Source organism: Promicromonospora thailandica (assembly GCF_024171955.1).
Classification (GTDB): domain Bacteria; phylum Actinomycetota; class Actinomycetes; order Actinomycetales; family Cellulomonadaceae; genus Promicromonospora; species Promicromonospora thailandica.
On record NZ_JAMTCS010000001.1, the window covers coordinates 81,279 to 105,425 of the forward strand.

The window sequence follows — 24,147 nt, forward strand, 5'->3', positions numbered from 1 at the left end:
CGGCAGCCGCGGCGGCCGGGAACCTCAGGCCGGGGACGGGCCCAGGGTGCGCAGCAGGCGGCCCATCTCGCTGTAGGCCTTGTTGCGGTAGGCGACCAGCGCCTTGACCTGCTCCGGCGTGTAGTCCTTGGTGAGGCCCTTGCCATTCTTCACGCCCTTGCGGTCGTTCTCGACGGCCTCCTGGACCAGGCGCGGCGTGGCCAGCCGCTCGCCGAAGTTCTCCTCGAAGGTGCGGAACCCGCCCGCGTACACGTCGAGCCCGGCCTGGTCGGCGATGGCGAACGGGCCGAAGAACCCGAGGCGGAAGCCGAACGTCGTGCGCACCACGGTGTCGATGTCCTCGGGCGAGGCGATGCCCTCCTCCGCGATCGACATGGCCTCCTTGAGCAGCACGTACTGGAGGCGGTTGAGGACGAAGCCCGGCACGTCGGCCACGAGGGCGCCCTGCCGGTCGGCGCGGCCCAGCAGCTCGCGCACCACGGGTACGACCTCGGGGTCGGTGCGGTCGCTCAGCACCAGCTCGACGCCGGGGATGAACGGCGCCGGGTTGGAGAAGTGCACGGTGAGGAACCGCTCGGGGTGCGTCACGGCCGTGACCAGCACACGTGCCGGGATGGTCGAGGTGTTGCTACCGATGATCGCGTCGGGGCGCGCCGCCGCCGAGATGCGGCCCAGCACGTCGTGCTTGACCTCGACCGACTCGAAGACGGCCTCCTCGACGAAGTCGACGTCCGCCACGGCCTCCTCGATCGAGCCGGCGGTGGTGAGGTTGGCGCGGATGGTGTCCGTGGCGCCGGCGTCGTACAGGCCGGCGTCCTCGAACTCGCGGGCCTCGGTGAGCAGCCGCTCGTAGGCCGCTTTGGTGGCGTCGGCCGAGGCGTCCGCGATCGTGACGGGCAGCCCGGCCAGCGCGAACGACTGCGCGATGCCCCCACCCATGTACCCGGCGCCGACGACGGCGACCGACCTGATGTTCGTGACCATGATGTCCTTCCTGGCCGCGCGAGGGCGGCGGTACTGAAACGTTTGCGAGAACGACGACGAGGAGGTCAGCAGGAGGCCCCGGGCGTGACCTCGCCCTCGACCAGGCCCTCCTCGATCTCCCCGATCGCGGCCACCTTGGGTGCCGACGGCGACTCCGGGTCGAACCGGTAGCCCAGCCACTCCCGGGCGAGCCGCCGGGCCAGCTCGATGCCGACGACGCGCTGCCCGAAGCACAGCACCTGGGCGTCGTTGGACAGCACGGAACGCTCCACCGAGAACGAGTCGTGGGCGGTGACGGCGCGCACGCCGGGCACCTTGTTCGCCGAGATCGCGACGCCCAGCCCCGTGCCGCACACGAGCAGCGCCCGGTCGGCCTCGCCCGCGGCGACGAGCCGCCCGGCCGCGGCCCCGATCCGCGGGTACACGGTGTGCTCGTCGTCGCCCACGCCGACGTCGACCACCGACGCCACCCGCGGGTCCGCCTCGAGGTCCCGCTTGAGGATCTCCTTGTACTCGTACCCGGCGTCGTCCGAGCCGACCACCAGCCGCAACCCGTCCGTCATGAGTCCACCTCCGTCGTCGTGGGGACGGCGACGCCGGCCTCGGCGCCCGCCTCCTTCAGCAGCAGGGCGAGCGACGTCGCCCCCGGGTCCGGGACGCCGAGGCTCTTGTCCCCCAGCACCCGCGCGCGGCCCCGGCGGGCCGCGATGTTCTCGGTGGCACGTGCCCCCTCGTGGGCCGCCACGACCGTGGCGCGCCACGCGTCGGCGGGCGACGAGCCCGCGGCGGCGGCCGCGGCGAGCGCCTCGGCGGCGGGGTGCAGCGCGTCGACGAGCGTCTTGTCGCCCAGGCGGGCGCCGCCCACCTCCTGGATCTGGTCCCGTGCGGCGGTGATCCCCGCGGCGAGGTGCTCGATCGTCACGGGCGCGTCGGCGGGCAGGGCGTCGGCGAGAGCGAGCAGGCCCACGCCCCACAGGGCGCCGGAGGTGCCGCCGGCCTTGTCGGCCCAGGCGTCGGCGGCGCGGCGCAGCACGGACGGGGCGTCTCCCCCGGCCCGGACGGCGGCGTCGGCGGCGAGGACGGCGGCGTCGATACCGCGGCACATGCCCCGGCCGTGGTCGCCGTCGGCCGCGACGGCGTCGAGGTCGCCGAGCATCTGCTCGGCGTCGTGCAGGGCGACCTGCGCGCGGTGGAACAGGCTCGCGACGGTGCCGGCGGCGGCGATGCCCTCGGGTGTGCCGGCGGCGACGAGCTCGGTCTCGGGGTCGCTGGGCAGATGGTCGGGCAGAGAGCCGGGCAGGCTCGCCGGTGCGGGGCGCCAGCTGCCGTGGTGGAACCCGGGGGCGTCCGCGGGCGCGAGCCAGAGGCGCTCGAGCTCGTCGTCGAGCCACGTGACCGTGAGCGAGCAGCCGGCCATGTCGAGGCTGGTCACGTACTCGCCCACGAGCGGGGCGACGATCGTGACGCCGCGCTCGACGAGCAGGTCGTGCACGCTGTCCCAGAGCACGAACAGCTCCTCGTACTTGACGTTGCCGAGGCCGTTGAGCAGCACGGCGGCGCGGCCGTCGGCGTCGGCGGGGCGTTCGGCGAGCACGCGGTCGACGAGCTCGGCGGCCAGCTCGGCCGCGCTCGGCAGGGCCTCCTCGCCGACGCCGGGCTCGCCGTGGATGCCGAGGCCCCAGCCGGCGGTGCCGGGCTCCAGGCTGAACAGCGGGTGGTCGTGGCCGGGCAGCGTGCAGCCGTCGAAGGCGACGCCGAACGACTGCGTGCGGTCGTTGCCGTGGGAGGCGAGGCGGTTAACCTCGGCGAGGTCGGCGCCCTCCTCGGCGGCGGCGCCCGCCAGCTTGAACACGACGAGGTCGCCCGCGACGCCGCGGCGTTCGTGGGCGCGGTCGGCCGGGGCGGAGGCGACGTCGTCGGTCACCAGGAGGATGGTGACGTCCGTGCCCTGGGCGCGCAGCCGGCTGGCGGCCGCCCCGAAGTTGAGCACGTCGCCCGCGTAGTTGCCGAAGGTGACGAAGACGCCGGCGCCCGCGTCGGCGGCGCGGCACACGTCGAGCACCTGGCGGGTGGACGGCGACGTGAAGATGTCGCCGCACACGGCGGCGTCGGCGAGGCCGTCGCCGACGAGCCCGGCGAAGGCCGGGTAGTGGCCCGATCCTCCGCCGACGACGACGGCGACCTTGCCGGGGCGGGTGCCGTCCGCGCGGGCGATGCCGCCGGGCACGCCGCGGATGCGCCCGGGGTGGGCCTTGACGAGACCGCGCAGGGCCTCGGGCACGAAGTCTTCCGGTCTGTTGTGGACGTAGGTCATCTCACCTGCACCTTTGCTCGGGGACCTGATTCTGTGCGGGCCGGTCAGCGCCCGGCGCCGCGGAGCACCTCGCGGATGTACTCCCGGTTGATGGCGGCGACGCCGAGGCTGTCGGACCCGTAGTGCTCGCACACGAAGACCCCCTCGAACCCCAGCTCCAGGGCGCGGCGGATCACGGCGCGGTAGTTCACGACGCCCTGGACCAGCGGCGTCGGGTGCGTGGCGTAGGCGCCCGTGGCCGGGTCCTCGTCGCGCGTGTAGTTCTTGATGTGCCAGAAGTTGGTCAGCGGCAGCACCTTCTCGAACATCGTGGGGATGTCCTCGATCGGCCGGTGCAGCCGCACCAGGTTGCCCAGGTCGGGGTTGATGCCCACGTTGTCGCGGTCGACGTCGTGCACGAACCGCACGGCCAGGTCGGGCGTGCCGACGTAGGTGTCCTCGTACATCTCCAGGCTCACGTCGACGCCGACCTCGCGGGCGTGGTCGGCGAGCTCGCGGATGCGGGCCACGGCGAGGGCGTAGGCGTCCCGGTCGTCGAGGTCGTCGTGGTGGCCCTCGGCCAGCCAGAACCACAGGGCCTTCTCCTGGGCGGGGGTCAGGGCCTGCATGAAGCCGAAGTTCACGACCTCGGCGCCGAGCTCCGGGGCGCGGTCGATGATGGTGTGGCCGAAGCGCAGGTAGTCCTCGCCCCGCTCGGCGTCGATGACGCTGCGCCGGGTGGTGGACACCGACGGCACGGTCAGGCCCGTCTCCTTGAGCACGGCGAGCAGCTCGGCGAACCGGGCGTCGCTCAGCTCGCCGATCGACAGCCAGGCGTCGGTCGGGTCGACGTGCGTGAAGCCCAGGTCGGCGACCTGCTGGAGCTGCCCACGCCAGGACTCCGCGGGCGCGTCGACGTTGGGGGTGCCGTCCGCCGTCGTCGACCCGAAGGAAAGCATGTTGGCCGCGATGGGCCAGGTGTCGGCTGTGCGCATGGTTGATCTCCGTCGATCTGCGATGCCGTGCGGCATCTCGGTCGTCCCGCCGGGCGGCTCGCCCGTCGGGTGGGTCGTGGGTCCGCCGGGGACCCGGCGGTTCAGCCCCGCGTGTCGCGGAGCAGCTCGGTCCGGGGTGCCGCCGTCGAGTCCCGGACGACGAACGTGGTGGCGATCTCGATGTGGTGCGAGTCCACGGGCTTGCCCTCGTGAAGCTGCTGCACGGTCAGGACGGCCCGCCGGCCGATCTCCTCCAGCGGCTGCCGGACGGCGGTCAGCGGCGGGTTGGCCCACGACGCCAGCGGGGTGTCGTCGTAGGCGACCAGGCTGACGTCCTCCGGCACCCGCAGGCCGGTGCGCCGGGCCGCCTCCAGCACGCCCATCGCCTGCGCGTCGCTGCCCGCGAAGATCGCGGTGGGCGGGTCGGGCCTGCGGAACCACTGCTCCGCGACCTCGACGGCCTGGTCGTGGTCGAAGCGGATGGGGCGCACCAGCTCGGGGTCGATCTGCACACCCTTCTGCCGGCAGTACGTGAGGAAGCCGTCCAGCCGGGCGACCGCGCTGAGGGACTCCCCCGGGCCGGCCACCACCCCGATGTGCTGGTGCCCGAGGCCCACCAGGTGCTCCGCGGCGCTGCGCCCCCCGAGCCAGTTCGTGGAGCCCACCGACACCACGCCCTCCTGCGTGAAGTCCAGGGGGTCGATGACCACGACCGGCACGCGGGCCCGGGCGAGGCTGCCGTAGACGTCTGGCCCCAGCCCCGAGGTGAGCACGATGGCGCCCACGCGCTCGGCGGCGGCGAGCCGCTGCGCCCAGGCGGCGCTCGACTCCGGCACGCCGCGCGCCGACCGGCGCCGTACCCGGCCCACGACGACGTCGAGGTCCAGCTCCTCGGCGGCCAGCACCACGCCGCGCAGGATCTGTGTCGCGTACGTCGTGCTCAGCACGTCGACCATGAGCTCGACGGTGTGCGCCGTGCTGACCCGCGTGGGGCCGCGGTAGCCGAGCTCGGCGATGGCCCGCTCGACGCGCTCGCGCGTGCCCTCGGCCACGTCGGGCCGCCCGTTGACGACCTTGGAGGCTGTCGCGGCGGACACGCCGGCGTGCGCGGCCACCGCGGAGAGGTTGGGACGCGCCGCCCCGGTCTTCTTCGTCAAGCGTGCCTCCTCGTTCCGACAGTTTCTATCCCGGATCCCCGAAAATCTCAAGGGACTGTGGCGTGCCGTGTGCGCCGTGCCGGCCGGAAGGGGCGCCCTTTGCAGCAGCAGAACGGGCAGTTGGCGTACGGCGCGGTTTCTGCCAGGCACTGAAATTTTTCGGCGAGATGTTCTGACCACGCACCGAGGAGCACCCATGCCGAACGTCGCCCCGCGCCGTATTTCCAGCTCCCCGAGGGCTGTCGCGTCGTCGCCCTGTGCGACGTCGTGCCGAACCGGGCCGAGGCGGGCCCAGCTCCAGGCCGTCGACCTGGTGCCGCGCGCGGGCCGCTGAGACCTCCGGGGCGAGCCTCCTTCGCGCGGGTGTTGCGCACAGTAGACGCCGTCTACTCTCAGCAACATGCCCGCGCGAAGGCAACACGTCCGCGCGAGGAACGCTCCCCAGGAGTAGCGCCGGGTCTGCGCGAATCCCGTCGGCCCGCGCCGGCAGCCCGTTCGTGCCGGACCCGTTGGCGCACACGGGCGAGCACGGGCGCACACGGGCGCGCACGTTCAGGTGAGCAGGCCGCCAGCCGTCGGCAGCGCGACGTCGAGCCGGAAACCCTGCGGGGCGCGCTCAGCGCGCACGTCGCCGCCGTGGGCCCGCACGATGCCGCGCACGATGGCCAGGCCGAGCCCCGCACCGGGCGACCCGGTGGGCTCGGCCTGAGGAGTCCGGGCGCTGGAGGCGCGCCAGCCGACGTCGAACAGGTACGGCAGGTCGTCGCTGTCGACGCCGCCGCCCTGGTCCAGCACCGACAGCACGAGCCTGCCGTCACGCTCCGCGGCCGAGACCAGCACCTCGGACCCCCGCGGCGCGTGCCGGATGCTGTTGGTCAGCAGGTTGACCACCACGCGGGTCAGCTCGTGCGGGTCCGCGCGCAGCATCCGGCCCTCGACGTCGGCGTGCGTGATCCGGATGTCTTTCGCGGCCGCGAGCTCGTGCACGTCCGAGACGGCGTCCGACACCACGTCGAGCAGCTCCACGTTCTCCGGCCGCAGCTGGTAGGTGCCGCTCGTGAGCTGCGACAGCTCGAACAGGTCGTCGACCAGGCGGCTCATCGTGCCCGCCTGGTTCCGGATGCGCCGCACGTACTCCTCGGGGCGCGCCACGGCGCCGTCGTCCAGCGCTTCGGCGAGCGCGCTGATCCCCGTCAGGGGCGTGCGCAGGTCGTGCGAGATCCACGCGAAGAACTGCCGCCGCGAGGCGTCCAGGTGCTCGATCTGGGCGCGGGCCGCGGCGAGCCGCTCCGACGTCTCCGCGAGCTGCGCGGACAGCTCCGCGAACTCCTTGCCGCCGTCGGGCCGGGCGTCCACCACGTCGCCGCGGCCCACGCGGACCACCGCCTCCTGCAGGCCGGCCAGGGCGGCGCTCGCCGAGCGGGCGGTCAGCAGGGCGGCCACGAGGCTGAGCGCCGTGGACACCCCGACCACCCACATCAGTACCTGCAGGTCGTGCAGCGACAGGTACATGAGGGCGGCGATCGCCAGCGTGGAGCAGACGACGGACGCCAGCGCGGCCACGACCACCACCACGAGCTGGAACGCGAGCGAGCGGGACGGGCGCAGGCGCAGCACGAGCAGCGCGAGCACCGTGGTGGCCGCCGTGCAGCCGGCGGCGGTGGCGACGACCAGGAGCAGGTCGTGCGGGCTGAGCATCATGCGGCGTCCTCCACGGTGAAGCGGTAGCCCTGGCCCCACTCGGTGAGCAGGTACCGGGGGTAGCGGGGCTCCGGCTCGATCTTCTCCCGCAGCCGGCGCACGTGGACGGTCACGGTCGAGGTCTGGCCGAAGCTCCAGCCCCACACCTCGCGCAGGATGTCGTCGCGCGTCAGGGTGCGGTCCGGGTTGCGCAGCAGGAAGACGAACAGCTCGTACTCCCGCGTGGTGAGCGTCATCTCGGTACCGCCCAGCCAGATCCGCCGGCTCGCGGGGTCCACCCGGAACGGGCCCAGCTCGAACGGCGTGGGCGCCACGCGCGCGTTGCGGCTGCGGCGCACCACCGCGTCGATGCGCAACCGCAGCTCGCGCAGCACGAACGGCTTGGCGAGGTAGTCGTCGGCGCCGTGCTCCAGACCGTCGATCCGGTCCTCGACCGCCCCCAGCGCGGTGAGCATGATGATCGAGGTCAGCGGAGCCGACGCGCGCACCTGGCGGCACAGGTCGTCCCCGCTCACGCCGGGCAGCATCCGGTCCAGCACCAGCACGTCCGGTCGCGCGGTGCGCAGCAGGTCCCGGGCGGCACGACCGTCGGCCACCCCCGTCACCCCGTAGCCCCGGCCGCGCAGGTAGTCGGTCACCACGGCCAGGACGGTCGCGTCGTCCTCCACGACCATGACCTCGACGCTCGCCTCCATGCCTGCGACAGTAGCCACCGCCCGCCCGCGGCGGGTGAGTTCTTACGGTGTTGAAAGACTCTCCGGGCAGGGCCGGCCGCGTGCCTAGGTTCGGTGACGTCGGCGGCGCACCCGTGCCGCCGGAGTCACCACGGACCAGACAGAAGGACTCCTCATGCGCAAGACAGCCTTTGCCGGCACCGCGATCCTCGCCCTGTCCCTCCTGCTCACCGCCTGCGGTGGCGGCGACCAGCCGGCGGACGACATGTCCGAGCCCACCGCGCAGTCGCAGACCGACGACATGAGCGGCCAGGACGAGATGTCGGACGACGAGATGTCCGAGGACGAGATGTCCGACGACATGTCGGAGGACGACATGGCGGACGACATGTCCGACGACATGGCCGCCGCCCGCACCGGCGAGTTCACCGGGCTCAACGACAAGGCCGTCTCCGGCTCCGTCGAGGTCACCGACACCGAGGTCGTCCTGTCCGGGTTCTCCTCCGACGAGGCGCCCGACCTGCACGTCTACCTCACCAACGGCACCGAGGAGGCCGACGTCGAGGCCGGCACCGAGATCGACGCCGTCGCCTTCGACGAGGCCTCCCAGACCTTCACGCTCGACGGCGTGGACGTCGCGGACTACGACACCGTGGTCATCCACTGCGACAAGGCGAAGGCCGTCTTCGGCGCCGCCGACCTCGCATGACCTCGCACCCGTCGACCCTCGCCGCCGTCCTCGCGGGCGCGGCGAGGGTCGCCCTCGGGGCCCTCTGGGTCAACGAGGGGATGATCAAGTACCGCGCCGGCTTCGGCGCCGCCGACATCCAGCTCGTCGCCGACAGCGCCTCCGGCAACAGCCGCGTCCCCGCCTTCTTCCAGGGCTTCGCCGGCACCGTGCTCGGCGGGGCCCCCGAGCTCTTCGGCGTGCTCATGCCGCTGCTCGAGGTCGGCCTCGGCGTGGCCCTCGTGCTCGGGGTGCTCGCCCTGCCCGCCGCGCTCATGAGCGTCTTCACGCTCATGAGCTACTGGCTCGCGGACCAGCTCACCGACACCTACCCCGTCATGGTGCTGCTCGCCGTGGTCGTGATCGCCTGGACGCAGGCCGCCGCACGGTTCTCGGTGACCACGCTCGTCGAGACCGCCGTCCGACGGCGGGACCCGGCCTCCCGGTGGTTCGCCGACCCGCTGCGCCGGTGGCTGTGAGACACGCGGACGGGGGACGGCGGTGTCAGACCGGGAACGAACCGGCGGCCGCCGTCGCCCGGCGCACCCACGAGGCCTGACGCACGTCGATGAACGCCCGGATGCACGCCGGGCACGCGTCCATGTGCGCCTCGAAGCGGCGCTCGCGGCGGGCCGGCAGGAGCCGGCCGAGGTAGTCGTGCATCACCGCGCGGGTGGTGCGGCACTCCGCACCCCTGACCTCACCTCTGACCTCGTGGTCCCTGATGTCGTGCACGACGGCACCGCCGTGCGATCGATCATGGCCGGCTGTCACCCGGATCTGCCCCCTGTGTGCAACAACATCCGGTTCGAACCGGCTCGCCCCATTCTCGCCGTGGATGAGGATGCATTGAAATGCCGCTGTGATATGCGCGGCCGCCCGGCCCGGGGCATCACGAGCGGGGCGGTGGCACCACGGCCACGGGGCAGGCCGCGTGGTAGATCAGCGCCTGGCTCGTCGAGCCCAGCAGCAGGCCACGGAACCCGCCACGCCCGCGGGAGCCGACCACCACCAACCGGGCGCCCTCGGCCCGTTCCAGCAGGGCACGCGTAGGGGCGTCCCGCACCACCACCGGTTCCACGCGCACGTCCGGGTATCGCGTGCGGTAGGGGGCGAGCCACTCGTCGAGCTGCTCCAGCTCGGCCGCCTGGATCGGCTCCCAGGCAGTGGCCGGCGCCCAGGTGGTCGCCATGGGCGCATCGCTCCAGGCGCGGACGGCGACCAGGGGCGCGTCGCGAGCGTCCGCCGCCTGGAAGGCCAGCTCCGTGGCCGCCTGGCTGTTCGGCGACCCGTCGACGCCGACCACCACCGGACCCTCCTCCGGCGGGTCGTCCTCGCCGGCACCCCGCACCACCACGACGGGGCAGTGGCCGTGGGTGGCGACCGCCACCGCGATGGACCCGACCACCAGACCGGTGAACCCGCCGAGCCCGCGCGACCCCAGCACCACCAGGTCGGCCGCGGCGGACCGACCGATGAGCTGGCCGGCGGCCGACCCGCCGGCGAGCCGGGAGCTCGTCTCCACCCCGGGTGCCACCTCGTCGGCTGCCGCCGCGGCGTCGGCGAGCCACCGGTTGCCCTGCTCGATCAGCCCGTCCTCGTACGGACCGAGCGCGGCGGCGTGCGGCACGCCGACCGGGACCGGCGTCCACACGTGGACGAGCTCCAGCGGAACGCCCCGGCGTCCCGCCTCGCGCGCCGCCCAGCGCACGGCCCGCGCCGACGACGCCGAACCATCCACCCCGACCACCAGGGGTCGTCTCGTCATGTCGGCCATCTGGTCCTCCCGCGTCTCGTGCCTGCCCCCAGCGTGCGCGCGTTGCCCGCGTCGGGCCAGAGGAGAGGGGGCACGAACCCCGGTACGGTGGTCCGCCGCGGCGTCAGAAGGCGTCAGACGGCGAACAGGAGGGCCGCGCTGATCAGCACCACCACGGCGGTGGCGAGGTGGATGCCGAAAGCGACGGCCCTGGTGCCGCCGTTCCGCAGCACGATCAGGGTGTCGCCCAGCGGGGCGAGCGCGACGGCCAGCATGAACCACGCCTCGGCCTGGGCACCGGCGAACACCAGGAGCACCAGCCCCACGACGCCGAACGTCGTGTCCCGCACGCCCTTGACCTCGAGGTAGGCACGGTCGGTCGTGGCGGGGACGCCGTAGCCCGCGGCGGCGACATAGGGGCGCGTCAGGAAGCGCATCCCGATGAACAGGATGAACACGTTGAGCACGGCGGCCAGGGTGTACGCGACGACGGTCACGGCGGATCTCCTTGCTAGCGCTGATAGTGGAGTTAGCAACGCTAGCAGAGCGCAGACAGGATTCCTAGCGGTGCTAGCATGTGAGCATGGCGACAGGGACGCGGCGCGAGCGCGAACGGGCACAGCGCGAGGAGATGATCGTCCGCACGGCGCGTGAGCTGGCGGAGGCGGAAGGCTGGGACGCGGTCACGACGCGGCGCCTCGCTGCCGAGATCGAGTACAGCCAGCCGGTCCTGTACAGCCACTTCACGGGCAAGGCCGCCATCATGACGGCGGTCGCCACACAGGGTTTCGAGGAGCTGGCGCAGCTGCTGCGCACGGCGCGCTCGGCGGCGCGGGACGCCGGCGGGGTGCGTGCGGCACTGGCCGCCGTCGCCCGCGCCTACACAGACTTCGCCCAGGAGCGCCCCGCGCTCTACGACGCCATGTTCACGCATGCCGTCGAGCTGCGGTTCGCCGATCCGGAGGGGCCCGACGTGCTCCGGGCGGGGTTCGGCGAGCTGCTCCAGGCGGTCGAGCCGCTGGCCGGGGGCGACGATCCCGGCGTGCTCACCGAGACGTTCTGGGCCGGCCTGCACGGCCTCGCCACGCTCGAACGCAGCGGCCGCCTGCCCGGATCCCTGCACGACCGGCGGCTCGAGCTCCTGGTCGGGCGGTTCGCCCCGGCGGACGGCTGACCCGGGTCCAGGCGCCGGGCGCTGGCCGGACCGCGCCGGGAGTGCCCCTCGCGCGGGCATGTTGCGCACAGTAGACGCGGTCTGCTGTCAGCAACACGCCCGCGCGGGACCGGCGTCAGGAGCGGATGAAGTCCAGCAGGTCGGCGTTGATCACGTCGGCATGCGTGGTGGGCATGCCGTGCGGGAAGCCCTCGTACGTGCGCAGGGTCCCGTTCTGCAGCAGCTCGGCCGACTTCGGACCCGCGTTGGCGTACGGGACGATCTGGTCGTCGTCGCCGTGCATGACCAGCACCGGGACGGTGATCCTGCGCAGGTCCTCGGTGAAGTCCGTCTCCGAGAACGCCTTGATGCCGTCGTAGTGCGCCTTCGCACCGCCAGCCATGCCCTGCCGCCACCAGTTCTGCACCAGCGGCTCACGCATCTCGACGCCCGGGCGGTTGAAGCCGTAGAACGGCCCGGCCGACAGGTTCCAGTAGAACTCCGACCGGCTCGCCGCCAGCTGGGACCGCAGGTCGTCGAACACGCCGATCGGCAGGCCGTCGGGGCTGGCGTCCGTCTGCACCATCAGCGGCGGGACCGCGGCGATGATCGCCGCCTTGGCCACCCGCGACTCGCCGTGCCGCGCGATGTAGTGGACCACCTCGCCCCCGCCGGTGGAGTGGCCCACGTGCACGGCGTCGTGCAGGTCCAGGTGGGCGGTCAGAGCCGCCAGGTCGTCGGCGTAGTGGTCCATGTCGTGGCCGTCGGCCACCTGGGTCGACCGGCCGTGCCCGCGCCGGTCGTGCGCGACGACCCGGAAGCCCTGCTGCAGGAAGAACAGCATCTGGGCGTCCCAGTCGTCGGCCGACAGCGGCCAGCCGTGGCTGAACACGATCGGCTGCCCGCTGCCCCAGTCCTTGTAGAAGATCTCGACGCCGTCGTTGGTGACAATCTTCGGCACGTTTCCGTCTCCGTCCTACGGGGGCGCCACCCCCGCCGAGAAGGCTGCACAACGGGTCCGGCACCGGCTCCGGGCCCCTCCCCCTCGTGCCAGCATCCGACGGCGAGTCCCCGACCGCAGGCCGGGCGACGCCTCCGGCGAAAATACCCGGGTGATTCGGCCGGGTACTCGCCGGAAGTCACCCTCACGAAGTGAGCGGAGGTCACGCTCACAGCGCGTGCACCGCGATCTCGGCCGCCTTGACCACGAAGCAGGCGGACGCCCCAGGGGCCAGGTCGAGCTCGGCAGCCGCCTGCGGCGTGACGTCGGCGCTGAGCTCCGTCGTCCGCACCCGCACCTGCCCACCGTGTGGTTCCAGGTGCGTCACGGTGACGGGGAGCGCGTTGCGGGGGCTGCCCCCTGGTGGTTCGAGGAAGACCGACACGGCGCCGGGTGGGAAGACGGCGACCACGTCGGCACCGGCGGCCGGGGCGGGGTCGCCGGGCGTCCCCTCGATCCGCAGGCCCGTCGCGGTGCGCACCGCGCCGTCGTCCCAGGTGCCCGCGAGCATGTTGAGCCCGGCGAGCTGGGCCGTGAACCGGCTGCGCGGCCGGGACAGGACGCGCGACGTCTCGCCGTGGTCCACGATCCGGCCGCCCTCGATCACGGCCACCCGGTCGGCGAGCAGCAGGGCGTCCAGGGCGTCATGGGTGACCAGCAGCACGGTGCGGTCGGCCAGCACGCGGCGCAGCGTCTGGCGCAGCGCCGGCGTCACGGCGACGTCCAGCGCTGCCATCGGTTCGTCCAGGAGCAGCAGCCGCGGGTCGGCGGCCAGCGCCCGGGCCACCGCCGCGCGCTGCGCCTGCCCGCCCGAGATCTCACCGGGCCGGCGCGCGGCGAGATCCTCGATGCCGACCTCGGCGAGCCAGCGGCGAGCGACGTCCCGCGACGCGGACCGGCCCATCCCCCGGCTGCGCGGGCCGAACGCGACGTTGTCGAGCACGCTGAGGTGCGGGAACAGCAGGGGCTCCTGAGCAAGCAGGGAGACCTGGCGGTCGTGCGGCGGCACGAGGACGTCGCGCCCCCCTGCGCCGGCGACGGTCAGCGCGCGCCCGGCCAGCTCGACCCGGCCGGAGTCGGGGCGCAGCAGCCCGGCCGCCACGTCCAGGACCGTCGACTTGCCGGCACCGTTGGGTCCGAGCAGGGCGAGGGTCTCCCCGGCGGCGACCTCGAAGGCGACGTCGACGCCCCGGCCGGCCACGGCGGCGTCGTACCGGAAGGTCACAGGCTGCTCCTGCCCTGCCGCGCGAAGCCGATGACCAGCACCGCGACCGCCACGAGCACCAGCGACAGCGCGACCGCGGCGGGCGCGTCGGTCTCGCGGCGCAGGTAGATCTCCAGCGGCAGCGTGCGCGTGACGCCCTGGAGACTGCCCGCGAAGGTGATCGTGGCGCCGAACTCACCCAGCGCGCGGGCGAACGCCAGCACGGCACCCGAGGTCAGGCCGGGCAGCACGAGCGGCAGGGTCACGCGCCGGAACACCGTGGTGGGCCGGGCCCCCAGGGTGGCCGCCACGACCTCGTACCGCTGCCCGGCGGTGCGCAGCGCACCCTCCAGGCTGACCACGAGGAACGGGAGCGCGACGAAGGTCTGGGCCAGCACGACCGCCGTCGTCGAGAACGCGACCTGGACGCCGAGCACCTCGAACGTCTCGCCCAGCAGGCCACGCCGCCCGAACGTGTACAGCAGCGCGATGCCCCCGACCACGGGCGGCAGCACGAGAGGCAGCAGCACCAGCGACCGCAGCACGCCCTGGCCGCGGAAGCGCGTACGGGCCAGGACCAGCGCCATCGGCACGCCGAACAGGAGGCACAGCAGGGTGCTGGTCGCCGACGTGCGCAGGCTCAGCAGGAGCGCCTCCGTGGAGGCGGGCGACGCGAGGAGGTCCAGGAACCTGGCCCACGGCGTGCGCAGCACGAGCGCGGCCAGCGGCAGCAGCACGAAGCCCGCACCCGCGACGGCGGGCACGAAGATCCAGGAGGGGACGCCGACGCGGCTCGGTGCTGCCATGTCAGGGAGCCGGCGCGAACCCGGCGTCGCGCAGCGCGGACTGCCCGGCCTCGGCCAGGACGAGGTCGACGAACTCCTGGGCCAGGTCGGCGTTCGCGGTGCCCGCGACCGGCGCGATCGGGTACACGTTGACCGCGGCGGCGGACTCGGGGAGCTCGATGCCCTCGACCGCGTCGCCAGCCGCGAGCACGTCGGTGACGTACACGAGGCCGGCGTCGGCCTCGCCGGTGGTGACCTTGGCGAGCACGCCGGTGACCGACTGCTCCTCGCTGACCGGGTCGAGCTCCACGTCCGCCGCATCGGCGACCCTCCGGGTCGCCGCACCGCAGGGCACCTCGGGCGCGCACACGACCAGGTCGACGTCCCCGGCGAGGTCGTCGAGGCCCGCGATCCCGGCCGGGTTGCCCGGCGACACCACGATCTGAAGGGTGTTGGACGCGAACGCCACGGGGTCGGCGGCGGTCAGCCCCTCGGCGGTCAGCTTCGCCATGTTCGCCTCGTCGGCCGAGGCGAAGACGTCGGCGGGGGCACCCTCCTGGATCTGGGCCACCAGGTCCGAGGAACCGGCGAAGCTGAGCGCGACGTCCACGCCGTCGTGGGACGCCTCGAACTCCTGGGCGATCTGCTCGAAGGTCGCGGTGAGCGAGGCTGCCGCGTAGACGGTCAGGGTCGTCTCCCCGACGCCGCTCGCGCTCCCCGACGCGCACCCCGCCGTCGCCACCAGGGCCAGCGCGGCGGCCGCGATCCCGGACGCCCGCCTCACGACTCCCCCTGCGCCGTCTCGACGATCACCGTCGTGGACTTGATGACGGCCACCGCGACCGAGCCGAGCTCCAGGCCCAGGTCGCGCACGGCCTCGCTGCTCATGAGTGACACCACGCGGAACGGGCCGCACTGCAGCTCGACCTGGGCCATCACGGCGTCCACCTGGATGTCGGTGACCAGCCCCACGAACCGGTTGCGCGCCGAGCTGGCCACCCCGCCCGGCGGGCCGGGCAGCGTGGACTGCTCCCGCGCGACGAGGGCGACCTCGTACCCGTCGACCACCTTGCGGCCCGACGCGTCGGTGGTCGCGGTGAGCATGCCGCGCTCGACCCAGCGGCGGACGGTGTCGTCGCTGACGCCGAGATACGTGGCGGCGTCGCGGATCCTCATGTGCGGCACAGGAGCGAGTGTAGTAGCGCAGCAGCGGTTCCATCCACGGCAGGATGGAGCAGGTGCTTGTTCGCCCACTGGTGCCCCGGGCCGCCCGGCGTCGGGCGGCCCCGAGGCCTACGCGTTCGCGGTGACCGTCCGGAGCTCGTGGAGGCGCGAGCCGTCCGCACTGATGCGGGCCGTGGCGGTGGCGACCGCACCGACCACGCAGATGACCGCGGAGTAGACGACCACGGGCCAGATCTGCCCGCCGACCAGCGCCACCAGACCGGTGCAGATGAACGGCGCCAGCCCGCCGCCCAGCGTGTTGGAGATCTGGTAGCCGATGTTGACGCCAGTGGTGCGGGCCTCCGGGTCGAACATCTCGGCGAGCATGGTCTGCAGGGTGGCCTGCATGGCCACGCCGGGGATCACGAACCCGACGATCATCCCGACCCAGATGAGCACCAGGTTGCTGGTGCCGAACAGGAGGAACGCGGGCCAGACCAGGAGCGCGAAGCCCACACAGCCCGCGATGTAGACCCGGCGTCGTCCTATCCGGTCCGAGAGCGCCCCGTAGGCGGGGGCGACGACGATCTGCAGCAGCCCCACGATCATCGTCCCGGCGAAGCCCTGCCAGGCCGGGATGTCGTTCTGGTTGACCATGTAGGCGATGCCGAACGTGAGCACCACGTACCCGGCGATGCTCTGCGGCAGGCCGATGAGGATGCCCATGATCGCGTTCCTCGGGTGGCGGAACACCTCGACCAGGGGGTTGACGCGGACGCCCGCGTCGGCCTGCGCGCGCCTGGTCTCCTTGAACTCGTCGGACTCCTCGAGCCGGCTGCGCAGCACGACGGCGATGATCGCAAGCACCAGTCCGAGCACGAACGGGATGCGCCAGCCCCAGGTCAGGAACCACGACTCCGGACCCAGCCCGAGACCGGCCATGAGGCCCGCGGAGGCGACGTTGGCGATGCCGGCGCCGCTGATGAGGAAAGCCCCGTACATGCCGCGCCTGCCGACGGGAGCGTGCTCGACGACGAGCGTCGCCGCCCCGCCCATCTCCCCGCCGACGAAGAACCCCTGGCACATCCGGAAGAAGATGAGCAGCAGCGGCGCCGCGATGCCGATCGACGACTCGGCCGGGATCAGCCCGATGCCCGCCGTCGCGATGCCCATGCCGACCACCGTGATGAGCAGCGTCATCTTGCGGCCCACCCGGTCGCCGATCGGCCCGAACACCAGGCCGCCGACCGGCCGCAGGAAGAAGCCGACGGCGAACGTCGCGAACGAGGAGAGCTGCGCGACGATCGGGTCCTCGCCCGTGAAGAACACCGCGGGGAAGATCGCCGCCGACGCCAGGCCGTACAGGTAGTAGTCGTAGTACTCCATGAGCGTGCCGATGGCGCCACCTGCGATGGTGCGCTTCTGGGTGCCGCTCAGGGGCTGTGTCGCCGTCCCAGCCACGGGAACCTCCGGTCGTCGGGTGAAGTCCTGCGAGTATGACGACCGGTCGAACACAACGTCTACGGATCAGACGTTTCGTTAATGTAAAGCCTGTCAGCCCTCGCCCGAGCGCAGCTGGTCCAGGTAGGCGTACGCCGTGACCCGCGAGATGCCGAGGCGCTTGGCCACCGTCTCGACGGACCGCTTGACGTGGAACGCACCCCGCGCGTCGAGCGCACGCAGGACGGCGACACGGTCGCCCTTGCCCATCATCGCGACGGGGCGCCCGACGGCGGCGATCGCGTCGCCGATCATCGTGTCGAGCAGGCTCGCGATGTCGGGCGTGTGGATCTCGCGATCCGGCTGGGCGGGGGCCCTCGCCGGCAGCAGGGAGGCCAGCACGTTCTGTGCCGTCTGGAGGGGCGTCAGGTCGACGTTGATGCACAGGGCAGCGATGACGCGCCCCGACGCGTCGCGGTAGTAGACCGAGGAGCAGTGCAGCTCGCGCCCGTCCGCCGTCCGCCCCACGTACCCGAACTCGTCGTGCTCCGCGCCCTCGTCGCGCACCACCTCGAGACCCAGGTTGGTGGACGGGCCGCCCACCGCGCGCCCGGTCACGTGGCCGTTGACGATCGCGTGGATCGTGTGGCCCAGGTCGCGCCGGCTGAGGTCGTGCAGCACCACCTCGCAGTGGTCGCCGACGGCGGCCGCGATGGCCCGCATGACCGGCCACAGCACCAGGTAGGCCGCCTCGATGCTCTCGAAGCGGCCCTTCGTCACCACGGCGCGCAGGTCGCCCGCACCCGTATCGCTCGTCATCAGCGCTCCGCCCGGTCGTGTCGCGCGAGATTCTACGCGGCGCGGTCCGCGCAGAATGGGCCCGTGACTCGCGCGCGTGTGACCCGGCTGCGCCGGACCGTCCTGGTCGTGGCAGCCCTCAACCTCGCCTACTTCGTCGTCGAGCTCACCGTCGCGCTGACGGCGGGGTCGGTGGCGCTCCTCGCCGACAGCGTGGACTTCCTGGAGGACACGGCGATCAACCTGCTCGTGCTCGTGGCCCTGAGCTGGCCGGCGGCCCGGCGCGCACTGATGGGCAAGGCCATGGCCGTCGTCCTCCTGGTCCCGGCCGCGGTCGCGGCCTGGGAGGCGGTGCAGCGGTTCGCCGCGCCGACGGCGCCCGACGTCGTCCCGCTCGTGCTGGTGTCGGTCGGGGCGATCGCCGTGAACGGCACCAGCGCCTGGCTGCTGGCCCGGACCCACCACCACGGCGGGGCGCTGGGCCGCGCGGCGTTCCTGTCGGCCCGGAACGACGTGCTGGTGAACGTCGCGATCATCGCCATGGGCGTGCTCACCGCCTGGACGCGGTCCGGCTGGCCCGACCTGCTGGGTTGCGCGATCATCCTGCTCGCGCTGCACGCCGCCCACGAGGTCTGGGAGACCGGCGAGCAGGAGCGCCTGGCGGCGAAGGCGCTGGCAGGTGAGGACCTGGACTGAGCCCTCGCGCTTGCATCCGGACCTTCTGCGCCCTACGGTGAACGTACTAGTACGTCTACAGGCGCACGGTCAACGACAGGAGCGGAACATGGCTGACAGCATCTACACCGCAGTGGCGACCTCCACCGGCGAGGGTCGCGCGGGAGGCCACACGGTCTCCGACGACGGCGTCCTGGACATCAAGCTCGCCGTCCCGACGGAGATGGGCGGACCCGGCGGCGGCACCAACCCGGAGCAGCTCTTCGCCGCCGGCTGGGCCTCGTGCTTCCACAGCGCCCTCAAGGGGGTCGCGGCCGCGCAGAAGATCAAGATCTCGGACTCGGCCGTCATCGCCGAGGTGGGCATCCACCCCACGGAGGGTGGGGCGTACGGGCTGAGCGCCGCGCTGCACGTCGAGCTCGCGGGCGTGGACCAGGAGACGGCCGACAGCCTCGTCGCCGCGGCGCACCAGGTGTGCCCGTACTCGAACGCGACGCGCGGCAACATCGACGTGACGGTCGACGCGACGATCGCCTGAGCCCTGCCGCCGGGGCCCGTCGCTCGGCCAACCCGCCCGGATCCGCTTCGAGACCGAGGTTGCTTCGCTTTGAGGGGCTTCAAAGCGAAGCAACCTCGGTCTCGAAGGGGATCCGGGCGGGGCGAGGCGGATCGGCGCCGGGCGGCACCAGGCCGGGCCGCGCCGGACCCGCTCAGGTCGACGCCGCGCGGGCGGCGCGGCGCGACAGGTCCGCGAACGCCGCCCGGAGCTCGGGCGGGCTCACCACCTCGACCTCGGCGTCGAACCGCGCCAGCCCCGCCGCCAGCGCGGGCCAGCTCCAGGACCCGGTCAGCACGCGGGTCCGGTCGGGGCCGAGCGCCTCGGCCATGCCGTCCGCCACGAACGGGGCCACGCGCTCGGCGGGCAGGTGCAGGATCACCTCGCCCCGGCACGGCCACCGGTCGCTGTCCGACCCGCGGAAGCGCGCCGCGAGGAACGCCGCGACGCCGTCACCTGGCACCGGACGAGGCGTGAACCGGGGACCGTTCGGCACGCGGAGCGTCATCCGGTCGGCGCGGTAGGTCCGCCAGTCGTGCCGCTCGGGAGACCAGCCGACCAGGTACCAGTACCCCTGCCGTGCCACGAGATGGTGCGGCTGCAGGCGGCGGGGTGGGCGCGCGCCGTCGTCGTCCGCGCGGCCCGGTGTGCGGTAGTCGAACCGCACCTCCTCCGTCGCCCGGATCGCCCGGCCCAGCTCGACCAGCACCTCGGTCCGAACCTGGTCGACGACGCCGGGCGCCGCCGCCGAGACCTCCAGCGCGTCGACCCGCCGCCGCAGCCGGGCGGGCAGCACCTGGCGCACCGTCGCGAGGGCGCGGGCCGCGGCGCCCTCGATCCCCGCCCCGGTCGCGACCGCCGTCCGGAGTGCGACGGCGAGCGCGACGGCCTGCTCGTCGTCGAACAGGAGGGGCGGCAGCTCGCTGCCGGCCTCGAGGCGGTACCCGCCCTCGGGGCCCCGGACCGCCTGCACCGGGTAGCCGAGCTCGCGCAGGCGGTCGACGTCCCGCCGCACTGTGCGCTCGCTCACCCCGAGGCGTTCGGCGAGCCGCTCCCCCGGCCAGTCACGGCGCGCCTGCAGCAACGAGAGCAGGGCGAGCAGGCGGGACGACGTCGTGGTCGCTGCGGCGATCGGCATGAGATCCAGGGTGGCACGAGTACCGGACGTTCCCTGTCCGGAACTGCTGACAGGTTGGTGCTCGCCGCCGGGACCTCCGGCGGCGTCCCTGCCACCTGCGAAGGACCGGTCATCATGTCCGTCACCACAGTCCCCCACCTGAACTTCCGCGGCCAGGCGCGCGCGGCCCTCGAGTTCTACCGCTCGGTGTTCGGCGGGCAGCTCACGGTCGCCACCTACGGCGACTTCGGCATGCCCGCGGAGCTGCCCGACGCCGACAAGGTCGTCTTCGGCCAGGTCGTCGCCGACGACGGGTTCCGCGTCATGGCCTACGACGTGCCCGGGCACCACGAGCCCGCCGCTGTCCCGACCACCCGCCGGGAGAACGGGACCACGCTCACCGAGGCGCCGTTCTTCGTCTCCGTCCGGGGCGAGAGCGTCGAGGAGGTCGGCGCGCTGTGGACGGCGCTGGCCGAGGACGCGACCGTCGTCGAGGAGTACGGCCCGGCGCAGTGGGCCCCGGCGTCCGGGATGCTGACCGACCGGTTCGGTATCACGTGGATCCTGGACGTCGCGGCGGAGCACCAGCCGGCCTGACGCGGCGCGGCGGGCGTGCTGCGTCCCGCCCCCATCGACTTCGAACCCGAGGTTGCTTCGCTTTCAGCGACCTGAAAGCGAAGCAACCTCGGGTTCGAAGGCGATGGGGGCGGGGCGGGCCGAGGTCAGCGGTTGGGGGCCTCGTCGCTCCAGCGCGCGATGTCCTCCGGCGTCACCTCGACCGGCCCCGTCGCGGGCTGGGTGATGCGGATGTGGTTGCCGAACGGGTCGCGCAGCGCGGCGTCGATGCCGTAGGGCTGCTGCGTCGGCAGCTCGGTGAACTCGACCCCGAGGGCGGCCAGCCGGTCGTACTCGGCGTGGCAGTCGTCGGTGTTGAGGATGCAGGCCGCGCCGAGCGCGCCCTTGGTGAGGAGGTCGCGCACCTGGGCGGCCGACTCCTCGCTGAGCGCCGGCGGCGCGGGCACCTCGAGCAGCAGGTGCCGGTCGGGGTCGGACGGCAGCGAGATGGTGAGCCAGCGCATGAAACCCATGTCGACGTCGGCGCTCACCTCGAAACCGAGCTTGCCGACGTAGAAGTCGAGAGCCTCCTGCTGGTCGAGCACGTGGACCGGGGTGATGGCGATGGATGTGAGCATGCCGCCAATCTAGGTCGCGGCCCGGCGCCGGCGCTTCTCCGAAATCGCCCGATCACAGCGGGGCCGCGGGGCGGGTCGCGGGGCGCGTCCAGGCACGCGTGAAGCAGCCGGGCGCGAGCAGCGGTGCGGCCGTGCGGCGGTAGGTGGTGGGCGAGGCGCCGACGATGTCGCGGAACGTGCGGCTGAACGTACCCAGGCTCTGGAAGCCCACCGCGAGGGACACCTCGGTCACGGGTGTCGCGGTCTCCCGCAGCAGGGCCATGGCGCGCTCGATGCGGCGTCGTTGCAGGTAGCGGTGCGGCGTCTCGCCGAAGGCGGCCTTGAACGCCCGGATCAGGTACGACGGCGACACGTGGGCGACCGCCGCCAGCGCGGCGATGTCGAGGGGCTCGGCGTACGCGCGGTCGATGGCGTCCCGCGCGCGCAGGAGGCGCAGGTTGTCGGCCTCGCGCGGGGTCGCGGCGCGGGTCGGCGCCGCGGGGGCACCTGTCGCGGACGTCGGCGTGACCATGGGACCAGGGTAGGACCGGCCGCCGCTCAGGTCCCGGCCCGGGGGACGCCGTCCGGCCCCGCCGAGTCGTCGGCCAGCTGCGGGTAGACGGCGGTGAGCCGTTCCCAGACGATGTCGGCCACGCGGCCGGCATCCTGGCCGGTGGTGTCGACGACCACGTCCGGAGCCGCGGACTGAGGCGGCTGCCGGGCGTGGAACTCCGCGAGCCCGGCGGGGTGCCGGTGGCGGCGCTGGCGGTCGACGAGGTCCACGACGTCGGCCCGGAGCTCGACGACCACCACCACCGCGGCCCCGCTCGCACCCAGCCCGCGGAGCCGGGTCTCCAGGTCGCGGTTCGCCTCGGGCTCGAACGCCTGCCCGTCCACGACCACGCCCTGACCGGCCTCGAGCATCGCGACGATGGCCGCGTTCATCGCCGACAGCATGCGCCGGCCGTCCGGGCCGGTGCAGATGCGGCGGACGCCGTCGTGCCCGGCGACGTTCTCGTAGCGGAAGCCACGGCCGGAGTGGCGCGCGCCGGGCAGGCCGCCGCCCCAGTGCTCGGGCACCATGCGGAACAGCTCGTCGAGGCCGAACCGCAGCAGCGGCACCTCCGAGCGGTCCTGGATCGCTGTGGTCAGGGTCGACTTCCCTGCCGCGGACGGCCCGTTGACGACCAGGCACAGCGGCACGCCGGTGAGAGGACGCATGGCGCCACCCTCTCAGGCTCGGTCAGTCGTCCGGGTCGGTGCGCCGCGTGCCGACCGGGCCCGTCGCGCGCGGGAAGCCCAGCGTGCCCGCCGCGACCCACCACTCCATCACGTCGTAGGCCAGGCGGCCGGCGACGACGGACGGGTCTCCGTCCGACCACCGCGCCGCCTCGGCGGGATCGCACGCGAAGACCGACATGCCGCGGTAGGCCGGATCGCTCTGCGCGCCGAACGGGCCGTTGGCGACGAGCACGCCGCGGCGGACCAGGTCGGCGCGGTACGCGAGGTGCTCGGTCTGGAGGGCGTCGAGCTCGGCCGCCGACATCTCGGGCGCGCCGGGAGGGCGCCGCAGCACGACGACGGTGACCACGTCGAACGCGTCCGGGATGTTGGGGTCGCGACCCATGCACCCAGGCTAGCCCCGGCGGTGCCCGCCGCCCCTGGTTCCGCGGAGTGGGTACCGCGGGGCGCCGGGCAGGGCGGGCGCCGGGCACCGCGAGATCTGGTGTCTGCGCCGAGATCTGGCAGTGCGCGACCAGATCTCAGCGTGCGCACCAGATCTCGGCGGCGCACGCACCAGATCTCGGCGTGGGCGCCGGGTCTGGCGGCCGGGCGGGCGGCGAGACGGGGGCGAAGCGGGAGCGAGGGCACCGGTCAGGGGTTCGTGGTGTAGGCGCCGGTCAGGATGTCCTCGACGAGCGCCGGGCCGGTCGGCTCCCAGCCGAGCTGCCGCCGCGTCGTCGTGCTCGTCGCCGAGAGGTCCTGCCCGAAGAAGTACGAGATCCAGCCGAAGTGCTCCCGCGCCTTCTCGGCCGGGACAGAAGCCACGGGCAGGTCCAGCACCCTGCCGATCGCCTCGGCGATCTCCCGCGTCGGCACGCCCTCCTCGGCGATCGCGTGCAGCCTCGCGCCGGCGGGCGCCTTGGCGAGGCCGAGGGCTACCAGCCGGGCGGCGTCGGACCGGTGGACGGCCGCCCAGCGGTGGTCGCCGTCGTCCACGTAGCCGGAGACTCCGGTGCGGCGGGCCACGTCGTGGAGCACCGCGAGGAACCCGTGGTCGTGCAGGCCGTGCACGGTCGGCGCGAAGCGCAGGCTCACGCTGTGCACGTCGCGGTCGACGAACCCGAGCGCCAGGTTCTCGCTGCCGCCGCGGGCGGAGTCCGGGCCGTGGGCCGGGGAGGCGTCGTCCTCCGTGACGGGTCGCCCGCTCACCACGCCCGCGATTCCCGCCGCGAGCAGGAACGGGCGACCCGTGCCGGACAGTGCGTCACCGATGGTCTGCACCGCGGCACGCTCGGCCGCGTCCGAGACGGCAGGGTGGGCGAAGTCGTGCTTGTTCGCGAGGTGCAGCACGGCCTCGGCGTCCTGCGCCCCGCGGCGGATGCCGTGGAGGTCGTCGAGGTCGCCGCGCTGCACGGTGACGCCCTTCGCGGCGAGGGCCGACGCCGACGCGTCGGACCGCGCGAGCGCGGTGATCGTGTGACCGTCGGCGAGAAGCTCGTCCACGGCGGCGGAGCCGATCCAGCCGGAGGCTCCGGTGACGAATACCTGCATGGTGGGTCCTTCCAGTGATGT

29 protein-coding genes are annotated in these 24,147 nt (G+C 73.4%); 6 read left to right on the forward strand and 23 right to left on the reverse strand.

The features are described from left to right. Positions 1-24 precede the first annotated feature (24 nt). From APR03_RS00400 to APR03_RS00430, 7 genes are all read right to left on the reverse strand, one after another. Positions 25-984: a 3-hydroxyacyl-CoA dehydrogenase family protein gene (locus APR03_RS00400; protein WP_253831658.1), complete on the reverse strand. Its 960-nt coding sequence runs from the start codon at positions 982-984 to the stop codon at positions 25-27. Between the two features lie 65 nt (positions 985-1,049). Continuing rightward, entirely contained in the window at positions 1,050-1,547 is a 498-nt protein-coding gene (locus APR03_RS00405) for a ribose-5-phosphate isomerase (RefSeq protein WP_253831660.1), read from the reverse strand. Further along, positions 1,544-3,298 (reverse strand): dihydroxyacetone kinase family protein, encoded by a 1,755-nt coding sequence (locus APR03_RS00410; protein WP_253831662.1) that lies wholly within the window; start codon positions 3,296-3,298, stop codon positions 1,544-1,546. Before APR03_RS00410 ends, APR03_RS00405 begins: the two co-directional genes overlap by 4 nt. Before the next feature lie 44 nt (positions 3,299-3,342). Next, positions 3,343-4,272, reverse strand: coding sequence for a sugar phosphate isomerase/epimerase family protein (locus APR03_RS00415; protein WP_253831664.1), 930 nt, complete (start codon positions 4,270-4,272; stop codon positions 3,343-3,345). Positions 4,273-4,373: 101 nt separating this feature from the next. Beyond that, positions 4,374-5,429 (reverse strand): LacI family DNA-binding transcriptional regulator, encoded by a 1,056-nt coding sequence (locus APR03_RS00420; RefSeq protein WP_253831666.1) that lies wholly within the window; start codon positions 5,427-5,429, stop codon positions 4,374-4,376. Between the two features lie 552 nt (positions 5,430-5,981). Then, on the reverse strand, positions 5,982-7,130 hold the full coding sequence (locus tag APR03_RS00425; RefSeq protein ID WP_253831668.1) for a sensor histidine kinase: 1,149 nt from the start codon (positions 7,128-7,130) through the stop codon (positions 5,982-5,984). After that, positions 7,127-7,825, reverse strand: coding sequence for a response regulator transcription factor (locus APR03_RS00430; RefSeq protein WP_253831670.1), 699 nt, complete (start codon positions 7,823-7,825; stop codon positions 7,127-7,129). Before APR03_RS00430 ends, APR03_RS00425 begins: the two co-directional genes overlap by 4 nt. Positions 7,826-7,979: 154 nt before the next feature. Here APR03_RS00430 and APR03_RS00435 point away from each other — a divergent pair, with 154 nt between their 5' ends. Then, on the forward strand, positions 7,980-8,513 hold the full coding sequence (locus APR03_RS00435) for a DM13 domain-containing protein (protein ID WP_253831672.1): 534 nt from the start codon (positions 7,980-7,982) through the stop codon (positions 8,511-8,513). Then, complete coding sequence (locus APR03_RS00440; protein WP_253831674.1) at positions 8,510-9,010, forward strand: DoxX family membrane protein; 501 nt, start codon at positions 8,510-8,512, stop codon at positions 9,008-9,010. Before APR03_RS00435 ends, APR03_RS00440 begins: the two co-directional genes overlap by 4 nt. A gap of 25 nt (positions 9,011-9,035) precedes the next feature. Here APR03_RS00440 and APR03_RS00445 read toward each other — a convergent pair whose 3' ends face one another. From APR03_RS00445 to APR03_RS00455, 3 genes are all read right to left on the reverse strand, one after another. Then, complete coding sequence (locus APR03_RS00445) at positions 9,036-9,266, reverse strand: zf-HC2 domain-containing protein (RefSeq protein WP_253831676.1); 231 nt, start codon at positions 9,264-9,266, stop codon at positions 9,036-9,038. Positions 9,267-9,423: 157 nt separating this feature from the next. Continuing rightward, positions 9,424-10,299 carry a universal stress protein gene (locus tag APR03_RS00450; protein WP_253831678.1) on the reverse strand — a complete coding sequence of 292 codons (876 nt, stop codon included), beginning with the start codon at positions 10,297-10,299 and terminating at the stop codon, positions 9,424-9,426. Positions 10,300-10,421: 122 nt separating this feature from the next. Further along, a complete protein-coding gene (locus APR03_RS00455) occupies positions 10,422-10,784 on the reverse strand; it encodes a DUF4267 domain-containing protein (protein WP_253831680.1) in 363 nt (120 codons plus the stop codon). Positions 10,785-10,870: 86 nt separating this feature from the next. Here APR03_RS00455 and APR03_RS00460 point away from each other — a divergent pair, with 86 nt between their 5' ends. Beyond that, positions 10,871-11,461 (forward strand): TetR/AcrR family transcriptional regulator, encoded by a 591-nt coding sequence (locus tag APR03_RS00460; RefSeq protein ID WP_253831682.1) that lies wholly within the window; start codon positions 10,871-10,873, stop codon positions 11,459-11,461. 115 nt (positions 11,462-11,576) lie between these two features. Here APR03_RS00460 and APR03_RS00465 read toward each other — a convergent pair whose 3' ends face one another. The 7 genes from APR03_RS00465 to APR03_RS00495 all read right to left on the reverse strand — a co-directional run bounded on the left by APR03_RS00465 (position 11,577) and on the right by APR03_RS00495 (position 17,852). After that, on the reverse strand, positions 11,577-12,401 hold the full coding sequence (locus APR03_RS00465) for an alpha/beta fold hydrolase (protein ID WP_253831684.1): 825 nt from the start codon (positions 12,399-12,401) through the stop codon (positions 11,577-11,579). Between the two features lie 208 nt (positions 12,402-12,609). Beyond that, positions 12,610-13,665, reverse strand: a complete 1,056-nt coding sequence (locus APR03_RS00470) for a sulfate/molybdate ABC transporter ATP-binding protein (protein WP_253831686.1) — start codon at positions 13,663-13,665, stop codon at positions 12,610-12,612. Continuing rightward, entirely contained in the window at positions 13,662-14,450 is a 789-nt protein-coding gene (locus APR03_RS00475; RefSeq protein ID WP_253831688.1) for an ABC transporter permease, read from the reverse strand. The genes APR03_RS00470 and APR03_RS00475 overlap by 4 nt, the downstream gene beginning before the upstream one ends. 1 nt (position 14,451) lies before the next feature. After that, complete coding sequence (gene modA, locus APR03_RS00480; RefSeq protein ID WP_253831690.1) at positions 14,452-15,213, reverse strand: molybdate ABC transporter substrate-binding protein; 762 nt, start codon at positions 15,211-15,213, stop codon at positions 14,452-14,454. Further along, complete coding sequence (locus APR03_RS00485; RefSeq protein WP_253831692.1) at positions 15,210-15,614, reverse strand: TOBE domain-containing protein; 405 nt, start codon at positions 15,612-15,614, stop codon at positions 15,210-15,212. The genes modA and APR03_RS00485 overlap by 4 nt, the downstream gene beginning before the upstream one ends. Positions 15,615-15,722: 108 nt before the next feature. Then, on the reverse strand, positions 15,723-17,054 hold the full coding sequence (locus APR03_RS00490; protein WP_253831694.1) for an MFS transporter: 1,332 nt from the start codon (positions 17,052-17,054) through the stop codon (positions 15,723-15,725). Positions 17,055-17,147: 93 nt separating this feature from the next. Further along, positions 17,148-17,852 carry a helix-turn-helix transcriptional regulator gene (locus APR03_RS00495; RefSeq protein WP_253831696.1) on the reverse strand — a complete coding sequence of 235 codons (705 nt, stop codon included), beginning with the start codon at positions 17,850-17,852 and terminating at the stop codon, positions 17,148-17,150. A 63-nt stretch (positions 17,853-17,915) separates the two neighbouring features. Here APR03_RS00495 and APR03_RS00500 point away from each other — a divergent pair, with 63 nt between their 5' ends. Next, positions 17,916-18,527, forward strand: a complete 612-nt coding sequence (locus tag APR03_RS00500; RefSeq protein WP_253831698.1) for a cation efflux transmembrane domain-containing protein — start codon at positions 17,916-17,918, stop codon at positions 18,525-18,527. Positions 18,528-18,615: 88 nt separating this feature from the next. Continuing rightward, positions 18,616-19,044, forward strand: coding sequence for an organic hydroperoxide resistance protein (locus tag APR03_RS00505; RefSeq protein WP_253831700.1), 429 nt, complete (start codon positions 18,616-18,618; stop codon positions 19,042-19,044). Between the two features lie 172 nt (positions 19,045-19,216). Here APR03_RS00505 and APR03_RS00510 read toward each other — a convergent pair whose 3' ends face one another. After that, on the reverse strand, positions 19,217-20,200 hold the full coding sequence (locus APR03_RS00510) for a helix-turn-helix transcriptional regulator (protein WP_253831702.1): 984 nt from the start codon (positions 20,198-20,200) through the stop codon (positions 19,217-19,219). Positions 20,201-20,314: 114 nt separating this feature from the next. On the opposite strand from APR03_RS00510, the gene APR03_RS00515 reads away from it, so the two are divergent. Further along, entirely contained in the window at positions 20,315-20,776 is a 462-nt protein-coding gene (locus tag APR03_RS00515) for a VOC family protein (protein WP_253831704.1), read from the forward strand. A gap of 125 nt (positions 20,777-20,901) precedes the next feature. Here APR03_RS00515 and APR03_RS00520 read toward each other — a convergent pair whose 3' ends face one another. From APR03_RS00520 to APR03_RS00540, 5 genes are all read right to left on the reverse strand, one after another. Continuing rightward, positions 20,902-21,372: a VOC family protein gene (locus APR03_RS00520; RefSeq protein ID WP_253831706.1), complete on the reverse strand. Its 471-nt coding sequence runs from the start codon at positions 21,370-21,372 to the stop codon at positions 20,902-20,904. Between the two features lie 52 nt (positions 21,373-21,424). Continuing rightward, complete coding sequence (locus tag APR03_RS00525) at positions 21,425-21,883, reverse strand: helix-turn-helix transcriptional regulator (RefSeq protein ID WP_253831708.1); 459 nt, start codon at positions 21,881-21,883, stop codon at positions 21,425-21,427. Positions 21,884-21,909: 26 nt separating this feature from the next. Further along, positions 21,910-22,572, reverse strand: a complete 663-nt coding sequence (locus APR03_RS00530; protein WP_253831710.1) for a phosphotransferase-like protein — start codon at positions 22,570-22,572, stop codon at positions 21,910-21,912. Between the two features lie 22 nt (positions 22,573-22,594). Continuing rightward, positions 22,595-22,978: a YciI family protein gene (locus tag APR03_RS00535; RefSeq protein ID WP_253831712.1), complete on the reverse strand. Its 384-nt coding sequence runs from the start codon at positions 22,976-22,978 to the stop codon at positions 22,595-22,597. 248 nt (positions 22,979-23,226) lie between these two features. Then, positions 23,227-24,126 carry an NAD(P)H-binding protein gene (locus APR03_RS00540; protein ID WP_253831714.1) on the reverse strand — a complete coding sequence of 300 codons (900 nt, stop codon included), beginning with the start codon at positions 24,124-24,126 and terminating at the stop codon, positions 23,227-23,229. Positions 24,127-24,147: the final 21 nt, after the last annotated feature.

What these genes read in the sequence shown, in the direction of transcription:
- APR03_RS00400 (WP_253831658.1), bottom strand. Translation starts at nt 984, where the DNA reads ATGGTCACGAACATCAGGTCGGTCGCCGTCGTCGGCGCCGGGTACATG.
- APR03_RS00405 (WP_253831660.1), bottom strand. Translation starts at nt 1,547, where the DNA reads ATGACGGACGGGTTGCGGCTGGTGGTCGGCTCGGACGACGCCGGGTAC.
- APR03_RS00410 (WP_253831662.1), bottom strand. Translation starts at nt 3,298, where the DNA reads ATGACCTACGTCCACAACAGACCGGAAGACTTCGTGCCCGAGGCCCTG.
- APR03_RS00415 (WP_253831664.1), bottom strand. Translation starts at nt 4,272, where the DNA reads ATGCGCACAGCCGACACCTGGCCCATCGCGGCCAACATGCTTTCCTTC.
- APR03_RS00425 (WP_253831668.1), bottom strand. Translation starts at nt 7,130, where the DNA reads ATGATGCTCAGCCCGCACGACCTGCTCCTGGTCGTCGCCACCGCCGCC.
- APR03_RS00430 (WP_253831670.1), bottom strand. Translation starts at nt 7,825, where the DNA reads ATGGAGGCGAGCGTCGAGGTCATGGTCGTGGAGGACGACGCGACCGTC.
- APR03_RS00435 (WP_253831672.1), top strand. Translation starts at nt 7,980, where the DNA reads ATGCGCAAGACAGCCTTTGCCGGCACCGCGATCCTCGCCCTGTCCCTC.
- APR03_RS00440 (WP_253831674.1), top strand. Translation starts at nt 8,510, where the DNA reads ATGACCTCGCACCCGTCGACCCTCGCCGCCGTCCTCGCGGGCGCGGCG.
- APR03_RS00450 (WP_253831678.1), bottom strand. Translation starts at nt 10,299, where the DNA reads ATGACGAGACGACCCCTGGTGGTCGGGGTGGATGGTTCGGCGTCGTCG.
- APR03_RS00460 (WP_253831682.1), top strand. Translation starts at nt 10,871, where the DNA reads ATGGCGACAGGGACGCGGCGCGAGCGCGAACGGGCACAGCGCGAGGAG.
- APR03_RS00475 (WP_253831688.1), bottom strand. Translation starts at nt 14,450, where the DNA reads ATGGCAGCACCGAGCCGCGTCGGCGTCCCCTCCTGGATCTTCGTGCCC.
- APR03_RS00495 (WP_253831696.1), bottom strand. Translation starts at nt 17,852, where the DNA reads ATGACGAGCGATACGGGTGCGGGCGACCTGCGCGCCGTGGTGACGAAG.
- APR03_RS00505 (WP_253831700.1), top strand. Translation starts at nt 18,616, where the DNA reads ATGGCTGACAGCATCTACACCGCAGTGGCGACCTCCACCGGCGAGGGT.
- APR03_RS00510 (WP_253831702.1), bottom strand. Translation starts at nt 20,200, where the DNA reads ATGCCGATCGCCGCAGCGACCACGACGTCGTCCCGCCTGCTCGCCCTG.
- APR03_RS00515 (WP_253831704.1), top strand. Translation starts at nt 20,315, where the DNA reads ATGTCCGTCACCACAGTCCCCCACCTGAACTTCCGCGGCCAGGCGCGC.
- APR03_RS00520 (WP_253831706.1), bottom strand. Translation starts at nt 21,372, where the DNA reads ATGCTCACATCCATCGCCATCACCCCGGTCCACGTGCTCGACCAGCAG.
- APR03_RS00525 (WP_253831708.1), bottom strand. Translation starts at nt 21,883, where the DNA reads ATGGTCACGCCGACGTCCGCGACAGGTGCCCCCGCGGCGCCGACCCGC.
- APR03_RS00530 (WP_253831710.1), bottom strand. Translation starts at nt 22,572, where the DNA reads ATGCGTCCTCTCACCGGCGTGCCGCTGTGCCTGGTCGTCAACGGGCCG.
- APR03_RS00535 (WP_253831712.1), bottom strand. Translation starts at nt 22,978, where the DNA reads ATGGGTCGCGACCCCAACATCCCGGACGCGTTCGACGTGGTCACCGTC.
- APR03_RS00540 (WP_253831714.1), bottom strand. Translation starts at nt 24,126, where the DNA reads ATGCAGGTATTCGTCACCGGAGCCTCCGGCTGGATCGGCTCCGCCGCC.